The sequence below is a fragment of the Mycolicibacterium vaccae NBRC 14118 = CIP 105934 genome, assembly GCF_001552715.1.
Taxonomy (GTDB): Bacteria; Actinomycetota; Actinomycetes; order Mycobacteriales; family Mycobacteriaceae; genus Mycobacterium; species Mycobacterium vaccae.
The window spans coordinates 1-10,515 of the sequence record NZ_BCRS01000192.1 but is presented as its reverse complement, the minus strand read 5'-3'; the positions used below and the strand labels follow the sequence as shown (position 1 = coordinate 10,515).

The following is a 10,515-nucleotide window of genomic DNA, read 5'->3' as shown; positions in this document are numbered from 1 at the left end:
CGCCGCCGATGGCGACCACCTCGGCGCCGCCGCCGGCCACCCCGCCCGCCCCGCAGAGCCCTTCCGGCGCACCGGCCCCGGACGCGTCCATCGACCAGGTCATCGGCTGGATCGAGGGCGGCCAGGCCGCGGACCCGGCCGGTTTCCACGTCGCCTTCCGGGACGGCGTGACGACCACTCTCGGCGAGGACATCGCGTTCACCGCCGCGTCGGGGGCGCCGCACGCCAACACCCAGTGCGTGACCGGGGCGGGGTCGATGACCTGCCTGCTCGAGCTCACCACGCCGCCACCGCGGCCGGCGCAGGCCGAGGGGATGTGGAAGCCCGGCTGGATCGACTACACCGGTACCGGCCTGTCGGTCGGCGCGCTGCGCGGCGATCCCGGTCCGTTCGTCAACGGGCCGGGGACCGAGCTGCCTGCCGGTCAGTCGCTGACGTTCGGCGACACCCGTTGCCGCAGCGACACCTCGGGCCTGTTCTGCGTCAACTACGCACACCGGTCGGCGGTGCGGCTGGCGGCCGACGGCGTGTCGGCGTTCGGCTGCCTGACCGAGGTGCCGCCGGCACCGGACGCGGCGCGCTCGTTCAGCTGCTAACGAGTCTCACCCGACGTCCTGGCGGGCCTTCTGCCTGACCCTGGCCGGGTAGGCCTGCGTCATGCCGACGGCCCCGATGATGACCACGACCGGGATGACTGCCTTGGTCAGGTGCACCGTCGACGGCGACGTCGCGGCCAGGAAACCGAGCACCGCGATCAACGCGAACACCAGGGCCCACATCAGCGTCAGCACCTGATTGGTGCGCCGGAACGCAGCCTCCTCCCAGTCCCTGCGGGCCGCATCGGCCGGGGCGTACTGGGCGGTGAACGGTTCGAACGCCAACGACGCCAGCGCCATCACCGCCAACACCCCGCTGGACAGCGTGGTCGCGTAGGTGTCCATCCAGTCGCGGTCGGTCGCCCCGAGCACCAGCCCGGCGATCGTCACCCCGGCGAAGAACACGACGGTGACCACGTCGAGCAACCGCAGCCCGCCGAACCCCGCGGACATGCCCATGATCAGCGCCGCGACCACCGCGCAGATCGCGCCGAACATCCAGGTGCTCGGCCCGTCGGCGACCACCCAGTAGATGATCCACGGGACGAAACCGACGAACGGGCTGCGCTCGAACCATGCGTCCACGTCCGACAGCTTCGCCTACCACCGCGGCTCAGGCGACACCTTTGCGCCGCAGCAGCGGAAGTACGCCCTCGGCGAACCAGTACGCCTCCTCCAGATGCGGGTAGCCGGACAGGATGAACTCGTCGAAACCCAGTGCGTGGTATTGCGCGACGAGGTCGGCGACCTCGGCGTGGCTGCCGACGAGCGCGGTGCCCGCACCGCCGCGTACCAGTCCGACCCCCGCCCACAGGTTCGGATAGATCTCCAGCCGGTCGACCCGGCCGCCGTGCAGGGCGGTCATCCGGCGTTGTCCCTCCGACTCCGAACGGGCGTGCAGCGCGGTGGCGTCGGCGATCTGTTCGGGGCTCAGCGCGGCCAGCATCTCCTCGGCTACCGCCCAGGCGGCTTCCGAGGTGTCCCGGCTGATCGTGTGCAGGCGGATCCCGAAGCGCAGCGTCCGGCCGCGCTGGGCGGCCAGGGCGCGCACGTTCGCGATCTTGGCCGCGGCGTCCCGGGGCGGCTCACCCCAGGTCAGGTACACGTCGGCGTGTCGGGCCGCCACGGGCAGCGCGGCCGCCGACGAGCCGCCGAAGTAGATCTGCGGCAACGGGTCCGGCGGCGCGGACACCCGCGCGTCGGCGACGTCGTAGAACTGTCCCTTGAAGTCGACCGAGTCCTGGGTCCAGACCGATCGCACGATGCGCAGGAATTCGTCGGTCCTGGCGTACCGGTCGTCGTGGCCGACCCAGTCACCGAACCGGCGCTGTTCGGTGTCGTCGCCGCCGCTGACGATGTTGAGCAGCACCCGCCCCTCGGAGAAGCGCTGCAGCGTGGCGGCCTGCTGAGCGGCCAGTGTGGGCGGCACCAGCCCGGGCCGGAACGCCACCAGGAACTTGAGTCGCTCCGTCTCGGCGAGCAGCGCGGACGCGGTCAGCCAGGCGTCCTCGCACCACGTCCCGGTCGGGGTGAGCACTCCCTCGTAGCCGAGCCGGTCGGCGGCGCGGGCGATCTCGGCCAGATAGCGGCGCGACGGTGGCCGGTAGCCCTCCGGTTCCGAGCGCTGCGACGACGCGTGTGACGCGCCGACGATGGACCGGCCGTCGCCGGCGGTGGGCAGGAACCAGTGAAAGCGTGCTGGTGTGGTCATCTCACTCCTAGCTGCGATCGAGGTACAGGGGCGCAAGGGTTTCGGCGAATCGCCGGTCCACCCATTTCGCGAATTCCGGTGCTGCGGCGATCTGCCCGGAGTCGGCGAACAGGTCGGCCAGCTCCTGTTCGGAGGCGACGAGTTCGTCGGACAGCGCGAACGGCAACCGCAGGCTGCGGCCCTGGGCGGCAGCTGCCACCTCCGGGCTCAGCCCCACCGAGGCGGCGTAGCTGCGGGCCCACTCGTCGGGGTGGTCGCGCGCCCACTGCGCGGCCTTGGCGTAGCGGACCAACAGGTCACTGATCGCGGTGTTGCGCTTCGGGTCGGCCAGCGCCTGATCCGAGGCGACGCCGAAGCCGGCGCCGTTGGTCACCCCGGTGGCCTCGGCGATGCTGCGCACCGCGATGTCGGCCTCGGCCTGCGCGGTGTAGGGGTCCCAGACCGCCCACGCGTCGACCTGGCGCTGGGTGAACGCGCCGAGCGCGTCCGCCGGCTGCAGGAAGACCAGTTGCACGTCCGAGGTCGACAGACCGGCCCGGTGAAGCTGCGCCAGCACGTTGCCGTGCGCAGAGCTGCCCTTGGCGATCGCGACCCGCTTGCCCGCCAGATCGGTGACCGCACGCAGCGGCGAATCCGCGTGCACCAGGATCTTGTCGCCGCGACCACTGCCGTCGTAGGCCGACACGACCTTGACTCTGGCGTTGGCGGCGGCCCCGAAGATCGGCGGGGTGTTGCCGGTGACCGCGAAGTCGATCTTGCCTGGGGTGGCGGCCTCGATCTGCGGCGGGCCGGAGGTGAAGGTGGAGAACGCGATCCGGTAGGGCAGGTCGTCCAGCATGCCCGCGGCGTGCAGCAGCGCCTCCGTGCCACCCTTCTGGTCCCCCACCTGCAACGTGAGATCGGCCAGTTCGGTCAGCGGCACCAGAGCCGGCGCCTCCTGGGCACCCGCGGCGTCCTGTCGGCTCACGCAGCCGGTCAGCAGAAGGCTCAGCACCGCAACGACGGTCAGGATTCTGGTCACAGCTGGACTCCCAGTCTCTCGAGCAACTCGGCACGGTAGGCCGCGGTATGTCCCTGCCCCGGCCCGAGGCGCGGATCGGGGATGTCCAGGGTGTGGACGATGCGGCCGTCCTCGAGCACCAACACGCGGTCGGCCAGAGCGACGGCCTCGTCGACGTCGTGGGTGACCAGCAGCACGCCGAAACCGTGCTCGCGCCACAGGTCGAGCAGGAGGCTGCGCATCGAGAGCCGGGTCAGCGCGTCCAGAGCGCCGAACGGCTCGTCGAGCAGCAGCAGTTCAGGCTCGGCCACCAGCGCCCTGGCCAGCGAGACCCGTTGGGCCTGACCGCCGGACAGGGTCAGCGGCCAGGCACCCGCCCGGTCGCCGAGGCCGACGTCGGCCAGCGCGCGCTCGGCGCGGGCGATCGCCTCGGCCCTGGGCAGCCGGCTTCGGGTCAGCCCGTAGGCGACGTTGGTGCGCACGTCGCGCCACGGGAACAGCCGCGGCTCCTGGAACGCCAGCGCAGGCGCCCCCGCGACGTTCCGCTCGCCGGTGTGGTCGGTGGAGAGCCCGGCCAGCACCCGCAGCACCGTGGACTTACCGGATCCGCTGCGCCCGATGAGGGCCACGATCCGGCCGCGCTCGACGCGCACCGACACGTCGTCGAGTACGTGGTGCGCGCCGTACCACTTGTCCACGTGCCGAAGCTCACCGGCCGGCGTGTTGTGCAGCTCCGAAACATGGTCGGAGACTTGAGAGATCAGGGTCATCAGCGGTACCTCGAGGCTCGGCGCTCGAGGGCACGGACAAGTGCGTCGGTGCCGATCCCGAGCAGGGCGTAGACGATCAGGCCGAAAATGATGATGTCGATGCGCAGGAAGTCGCGCGCATTCATGATCAGGAAGCCGATGCCTTTGTCGGCGTTGATCTGCTCGGCGACGATCAGCGTCAGCCACGCGATCGACAGCGATTGGCGCACCCCGACCAGGACCTGCGGGGCGGCACTGGGGACGATGATGGTGCGGAACCGCTGCCAGAACGAAAAGCCCAGGACCTGAGCGGTTTCGAACAGTTTGGGGTCGACCTGACGGATGGCCGAGAAGGTGTTCAGGTACAGCGGGAAACTGACGCCGAGCGCGACGAGCAGCACCTTGGGCAGCTCCCCGATGCCGAACCAGATGATGAACAGCGGGATGAGGCCCAGGTGCGGCAGCGCGCGCACCATCTGCATCGGTGGGTCGACGGTGGCCTCGAACCAGCGGGACAGCCCGACCGCGGTGCCGAGCACGATCCCGACCACACCACCGAGCAGCAGGCCCTCGACGACGCGCAGGCCGGAAATCGCGAGCGCGTCGGCGAGCTGGCCGTTCTCGACGAGTTCCACGCCGGCTTCCAGGATCAGCGACGGCGCGGGCAGGACGTCCTGCGGGATGAGCCCGAGCGCGCTGCCCAGCTGCCACACGGCCAGCAGGGCGAACGGCGAGGCGAGCCGGATCAGGGCCCACCTGCGATCGGCCCTGCGGCCCGCTGTCGTCGAATTACCCTGGGGCAGCGGCGTTGTCAGATCGGCGGGACGTGTCACGGTGAACCGACGCTACGCGCCGGCCGTGCGGTGCCGAAGGGTTAGATTCTGCGTGAGGCGAAGCCGCGATCCCGGTCAGTTGAGCCGGAAGGTCCCGGTCACCAGGGTGGGGGTGACACCGACCCCGTTGATCGACGCGTGCGGAGTGCCGTCGGGTCCGAACTCGATGGGCCCGGCCGGGGTCAGGTTGCGCTTGTTGCGGACATTGTTGCGCACGTCGAAATCGCTGAACTCGTCGAGGTTGAACGGGTCGAAGGTGCGGTCGCCCTCGGCGAAGCCGCTGAACTGGACACCGGTGGCCGTCCGGTCGGGGCGCACCACCCAGGACGCGCGCACGCCCGCCGATTCGGCGGTGTACATGCCCGCGACCCCCGAGACGGGTTCGGCGGTGAACGAGTACTCGACGCCGTTCATCGTCACCTCGCCGATGACGTCGGCGCCGTCGAAGTCCGCGGCCAGCGTGTCGCGGAACCGGGACTTCAGGTCGATGTCCCCGTCGGTCTGACGGCCGAAGAACCACGCCTCGTCGTCGACGCCGTTGCATGCGTACGCGGCGACCTCGGACCCGTCGACGCTGATGCCGATCGTCATGGTCTTGCCGTCGGCGGCGGCCATGTCCGCCATGTAGCGCGCCGACTCGGGGAACGGTGCGGACACGGACGTCTGAGGGGCCGGCGCCGCCGCGGACGACGACGGTGCCTCGGTCGTCGAACTGTTGCCGCACGCGGTGGTCAGCGCCATCAGCGTGCCGATCCCGAGCAGCACGGGGCGGAGGTGTTTTCTCATGCGTCGAGCATGATCGGCGCCGGGCGGCCGCGCATGAAGATTATGTGGAGATTGGCTGGAGATCACCGCTCAGGCGGCCAGGAAGGCCTCGACCTCGGCGCAGAACACCTGCCACGCCGGCTCGGCTCCGGTGAGCAGGTGGTTGTTGCTGGCGAGCGTGACCAGATCGGCGCCCGGGATGAGCGCGGCCAACTCCTCGCCGCAACGCAACGGGACGCGGTGATCGTCGCGGGAGTGCAGCACCAACGTCGGGCAACGGATCCGGTCGCACAGGTCGCGCACGTCGACGCGGCCGAACTCCTCCAGGAAGCGCACCGCGTTCTCCGGCGAGGTGGTGCGGCGCTGCAACTGGTCGAACGCCGCCCAGTCCGCGCGGCTGCCGTCGGGCAGGAACTGCGCGGCGAACACCTGCCGGAACGCCGGGTCGTCCCGGCCCCACCCGACCCGGGCGAGATCGAGATCCAATGCGGCAGCGCGCTTCTCGTCCGGCGTATGCGCCCTCACCGCGCGACCCGCGGCGTACGCGCCGCACAGCACCAGCCGGGTCACCCGACCGGGGTGCCGGGCCGCATAGGCCACCGCGACCGCACCGCCCTGGGACACCCCGAGCAACGCGAACCTCTCCAGCCCCGCCGCCTCGACCACGGACTCCAGATCGCTGACCCAGTCGGCGAAGGTGAAGCCGTCGACCGCCCAGTCCGACAACCCGCATCCGCGTTCGTCGTAGCGGACGAACGTGTGCCGCGCCGACATGTCGCGGACCCAGTGCCGCCACACCGGGCTCTCCACGTCATAGCCCAGATGGGTCATCCAGTTCGCCGCGCGCACCAACGGCGGCCCGGCTCCGCAGACCGAGTAGGCCAGTCGCGCACCGTCGGCGGCCCGGGTGAACGCGATGTGCTGGCGGGGCACGTCGCGGTCGGGTGCGGGCGGGTTCGCGGCGCCGTCCGGACCGGGGCGAAGGCTCCCGACGAACTGATACCCGCGCCCGCGGATGGTGCGGATGTAGCGCTGCGACTCGCCGTCGTCGCCGAGTGCACGCCGGACCGCTTTGATCCGGCTGGTCAGCGCCGCCTCCCCGACGAATCGCCCGCCCCAGACGGTGTCGAAAAGCTCTTCTTTGGTGACGAAGCGCTCGCTGTGCCTGACCAGGTGGGTCAGCACGTCGAACACCTGCGGTTCGACCCGGATCTCGATGTCGCCACAGCGCAGCTGGTAGCGGGCCGAGTCGAGGACGAAGTCGTCCCAGCGCCACACTCGCGGCGACGGGGGAAGCGCAAAATCTGCGCTGGTCACGCGATAAGCGTAGCGGCGCGGGCGCCGGTTCGCGGGCGGTCGATCAGCGCCAGCCGTCGGCGGCGCGGGCCGCCTGCATCACCGCCTCGCACAGCTCGCGCAGTTCGGCCCGGTCCGCGCCCTCCTCCAGCGCGGTCGCCATGTCCTCGGCGGCGCACCGCACCTGGTACACCCGGTCGGACAGCTCGGAGGCTTCCTCCGCGGAGAGCACGATCGCGTCGGGCGGCACCGAGGTGCCCTTCACCAGCGCGCGCTGCTCGTAGGCGCGCTGGCGGCAGGACTGTCTGCAGTACTGGCGGCGTCGGCCGAGCCCGGCGTCGGCGACTTCCCGCCCGCACCACCGACAGCTCTGCGGACGCCTGCGGGTGCCGGTCGGGGCGCTCAGCGACGTCATGGGCCAGACTGTAGACGGGCCGGTCACAGAATCCCGGTATCATCGACGGTCGAGTCGGGGAACTTTCGGCGCGGGATTCGCGTTGAACCATGGTCCTCGATTCGCCTCCGGCGAAGTCCGGACCAATCGCTACAGAGGAGTTGACGATGGCTGATCGTGTCTTGAGGGGCAGCCGCCTCGGAGCCGTGAGCTACGAGACGGACCGCAACCACGACTTGGCGCCGCGTCAGGTCGCCCGTTACCGCACCGAGAACGGCGAGGAATTCGACGTCCCGTTCGCCGACGACGCCGAGATCCCCGGCACCTGGCTGTGCCGCAACGGCCTTGAGGGCACCCTGATCGAGGGTGACGTCCCGGAGCCCAAGAAGGTCAAGCCCCCGCGCACCCACTGGGACATGCTGCTGGAGCGCCGCTCGGTCGAAGAGCTCGAGGAACTGCTCAAGGAGCGCCTCGAGATCGTCAAGACCCGCCGTCGCGGAAACTAGGGCAGACCGCCCGCGTCAGCGGGCGATCCCGCGCGCCCGGTCCAACCGGGCGCGCAAACCCCATTGGGCGACCTTGAAGATCGCCTCCCGGATGGTCGAACCGTCCATCTTCGACACCCCGTGCTCGCGTTCGGTGAACGTGATCGGCACCTCGACGACGGTGAAGCCGGCGTTGATCGACCGCCACGTCAGGTCCACCTGGAACCCGTAGCCCTTGGTGTCGACCGCGCCGAGGTCGATCTTCTCGAGCACCTCACGGCGGTACGCCCGGTACCCGGCGGTGATGTCATGGATCTCGACGCCGAGCAGGATGCGCGAGTAGCCGTTGGCGGTCCGCGAGAGCACCAGCCGCCTGCGCGGCCAGTTCACCACTTCCCCGCCGTCGACGTACCGCGACCCGATCACCACGTCGGCACCGGCGTCGACCGCGCTCAGCAGCCGGTCGAGCTGCTCGGGCGGATGGCTGCCGTCGGCGTCCATCTCCACCAGCACGGTGTACTGGCGTCCCAAGCCCCAGGCGAACCCGGCCAGATACGCCGCGCCGAGACCCTCTTTGGACGCTCGGTGCAGCACGTGCACCCGGTCGGGATCTGCCACCGCCAACTCGTCGGCCAACTGGCCGGTGCCGTCGGGGCTGTCGTCGTCCACGATCAGCACGTGGACGTCGGGCTGCGCCTCCAGCACCCGCCCGAGGATCAGCGGGAGGTTCTGCCGCTCGTTGTAGGTGGGGATGATCACCAGGGTGCGGCGGGTGGGACGCACGCCGGGTGCGGAGCCGTCGCTCATGCCACCGGGGACGCTCATGTGGCTCCTTTGTCGTCGTCGGTGGTCGATCGCCGACCCCTCCATCTTGCGGGCAAGAACAAACCATTGTGCAGCATCGCCCCGAGAAGTCCCGCAACGCCGAGGGCCACCAGGGCCGCTTCGATGTAGGGACCGAACCGGGTCGCGGGTGTCATCGTGGTCTTCAGCCGGATCTGCTGGTCCAGGTAGGCAGGTTCGAACCATCCGGTGCGGGCGATCTCACGCCCGTCCGGCGCGATCACCGCGCTGATCCCGGTGGTGCCGGCGACCACGACGAAGCGGTCGTGCTCGACGGCCCTCAGCCTGCCGAAGGCCAGCTGCTGTTCGCTCATCGCCTCGTCGAAGGTGGCGTTGTTGCTCGGCACAGCCAGGAACTGGGCTCCGGCGCGCACGGATTCGCGCGCGGCCCGGTCGAAGATGACCTCCCAGCAGGTGGTGATGCCGACGGGGATGCCCGCGGCGCGCACCACCCCGTCGCCGTCGCCGGGCACGAAGTAGCCGGCCCGGTCGGCGTAGGACGACAGCTTGCTGAACAGGTCGCGCCACGGCAGGTACTCGCCGAACGGCTGCACGATCCGCTTGTCGTGCCGCTCGGCCGGACCGGTCCCGGGATTCCACACGATCACGGTGTTGTTCGACACCGGATTGGTGCGGCTGTAGCCCGGCGCCGCGACCACCCCGCCGACCAGGATCGGCGCGTCGACGGCGGCGGCCGCCGCGGAGATCAGCTGTGCCGCGTCCGGGTTGGCCAGCGGGTCGATGTCCGAGGAGTTCTCCGGCCAGATCACCAGCATCGGCCGCGCGGCCCGCCCGGCCCGCACGTCGTCGGCCAGCCGCAGCGTCTCGCGGACATGGTTGTCGAGCACGGCGCGACGCTGGGCGTTGAAGTCCAGGCCGAGACGCGGCACGTTGCCCTGCACGGCCGCGACGGTGACGGGCGGCTCGTCGGCCACGCCCAGGCCGGCCTTGCGGACGTTCGGCCAGGCCAGCGTCGCCGAGAGCAGTACCAGCGTCACGCACACCCCGGGCAGCACCACCGACGGCGGCGCGGCGGCGCGGGCCTTCGCGTCACGCCGCCACCAGGCGACGATCGCCAGGACCAGAGCAGCCAGGCTGAACCCGACGAGCACCACGGCGAACGACACCAGCGGAGCACCACCGACATAGGCCAGCGGCAGCAGCGGACCCTCGGTCTGCGAGAAGCCCACGACCCCCCACGGGAACCCGCCGAACGGCACCGTCGACTTCAGCCATTCCTGCGCCGACCACAGCCCGGCGAACCAGAGCGGCCAGCCCGGCAGCTTCCGCACCGCGACGGCGACCAGGCCGAAGAGGGCAGGAAACAGCGCCTCGGCGAAGCTGAGCGCCAACCACGGCACCGCGCCGACCAGACCGCTGATCCACGGCAGCAGCGGAAGGTAGAACGCCAGGCCGAAGAGCAGGCCGTAGCCGGCGCCACCGACGAGCGTGGTGGATGCCCGGGTCAGCACCCAGCCCAGCAGCGCGAACGCCGGGATGGCCGCGTACCACCAGCCGAACGGCGGAAAGCTCAGACACAGCAGCAGGCCCGCGGCCAGCGTGACGGCGAGCACGTGCCAGCGGTCGGCGATCGCGGTCGCGAACCGGACGAGCCGTGCGGGTGCGTCAGCCATGGAGAACGTGCCCCCGGTGCACGGTCTGCCTGCACCGCGGGAGGTCGCCGTCCAGCCGGGGCAGCACCGGCACGCGGGAGCGCGGATCGGTGGACCAGCGTTGCACCGCGTCGGCGGGGGCGCTGACGTCGAATCCGTCTGCCTCCCAGATCGCGTACGTCGCGGGCGCGCCCGGCACCAGCGTGCCCGTCACGCCGTCGCGGACGCCG

Annotated in this window: 12 protein-coding genes and 1 pseudogene; 2 read left to right on the top strand and 11 right to left on the bottom strand. The window is 70.8% G+C overall.

Annotation, left to right across the window (positions count from 1 at the left end; translation table 11 throughout):
* On the top strand, window positions 1-596 hold a 596-nt coding region (locus MVA01S_RS26110), incomplete at its 5' end, for a hypothetical protein (RefSeq protein ID WP_060941749.1).
* 6 nt (window positions 597-602) lie between these two features.
* Here MVA01S_RS26110 and MVA01S_RS26105 read toward each other — a convergent pair.
* The 8 genes from MVA01S_RS26105 to MVA01S_RS26070 form a co-directional block, all read right to left on the bottom strand.
* Window positions 603-1,181, bottom strand: coding sequence for a hypothetical protein (locus MVA01S_RS26105; protein ID WP_003933481.1), 579 nt, complete (start codon window positions 1,179-1,181; stop codon window positions 603-605).
* Window positions 1,182-1,209: 28 nt separating this feature from the next.
* On the bottom strand, window positions 1,210-2,307 hold the full coding sequence (locus MVA01S_RS26100; protein WP_003933482.1) for an LLM class flavin-dependent oxidoreductase: 1,098 nt from the start codon (window positions 2,305-2,307) through the stop codon (window positions 1,210-1,212).
* A gap of 7 nt (window positions 2,308-2,314) precedes the next feature.
* A complete protein-coding gene (locus tag MVA01S_RS26095; protein WP_003933483.1) occupies window positions 2,315-3,328 on the bottom strand; it encodes an ABC transporter substrate-binding protein in 1,014 nt (337 codons plus the stop codon).
* Window positions 3,325-4,077 carry an ABC transporter ATP-binding protein gene (locus MVA01S_RS26090; protein WP_003933484.1) on the bottom strand — a complete coding sequence of 251 codons (753 nt, stop codon included), beginning with the start codon at window positions 4,075-4,077 and terminating at the stop codon, window positions 3,325-3,327. The genes MVA01S_RS26095 and MVA01S_RS26090 overlap by 4 nt, the downstream gene beginning before the upstream one ends.
* Complete coding sequence (locus MVA01S_RS26085) at window positions 4,077-4,859, bottom strand: ABC transporter permease (RefSeq protein WP_040543072.1); 783 nt, start codon at window positions 4,857-4,859, stop codon at window positions 4,077-4,079. The genes MVA01S_RS26090 and MVA01S_RS26085 overlap by 1 nt, the downstream gene beginning before the upstream one ends.
* A gap of 105 nt (window positions 4,860-4,964) precedes the next feature.
* A complete protein-coding gene (locus tag MVA01S_RS26080) occupies window positions 4,965-5,675 on the bottom strand; it encodes a hypothetical protein (protein WP_040543048.1) in 711 nt (236 codons plus the stop codon).
* Between the two features lie 69 nt (window positions 5,676-5,744).
* Window positions 5,745-6,971, bottom strand: a complete 1,227-nt coding sequence (locus MVA01S_RS26075) for an alpha/beta hydrolase (protein WP_040543050.1) — start codon at window positions 6,969-6,971, stop codon at window positions 5,745-5,747.
* 43 nt (window positions 6,972-7,014) lie between these two features.
* Window positions 7,015-7,365, bottom strand: coding sequence for a hypothetical protein (locus tag MVA01S_RS26070; protein ID WP_003933488.1), 351 nt, complete (start codon window positions 7,363-7,365; stop codon window positions 7,015-7,017).
* Between the two features lie 146 nt (window positions 7,366-7,511).
* Between MVA01S_RS26070 and rbpA the strand changes: the two genes are divergently transcribed.
* Window positions 7,512-7,850: an RNA polymerase-binding protein RbpA gene (gene rbpA, locus MVA01S_RS26065; RefSeq protein WP_003933489.1), complete on the top strand. Its 339-nt coding sequence runs from the start codon at window positions 7,512-7,514 to the stop codon at window positions 7,848-7,850.
* Between the two features lie 15 nt (window positions 7,851-7,865).
* Here the strand turns inward: rbpA and MVA01S_RS26060 are convergent, their stop codons facing one another.
* The 3 genes and pseudogenes from MVA01S_RS26060 to MVA01S_RS26050 all read right to left on the bottom strand — a co-directional run.
* Window positions 7,866-8,654 (bottom strand): polyprenol monophosphomannose synthase, encoded by a 789-nt coding sequence (locus tag MVA01S_RS26060; protein WP_003933490.1) that lies wholly within the window; start codon window positions 8,652-8,654, stop codon window positions 7,866-7,868.
* Complete coding sequence (lnt, locus tag MVA01S_RS26055) at window positions 8,651-10,306, bottom strand: apolipoprotein N-acyltransferase (RefSeq protein WP_003933491.1); 1,656 nt, start codon at window positions 10,304-10,306, stop codon at window positions 8,651-8,653. The genes MVA01S_RS26060 and lnt overlap by 4 nt, the downstream gene beginning before the upstream one ends.
* Window positions 10,299-10,515, bottom strand: a pseudogene (locus MVA01S_RS26050) (amidohydrolase); the annotation flags it as partial. The gene lnt and the pseudogene MVA01S_RS26050, both read right to left, overlap by 8 nt.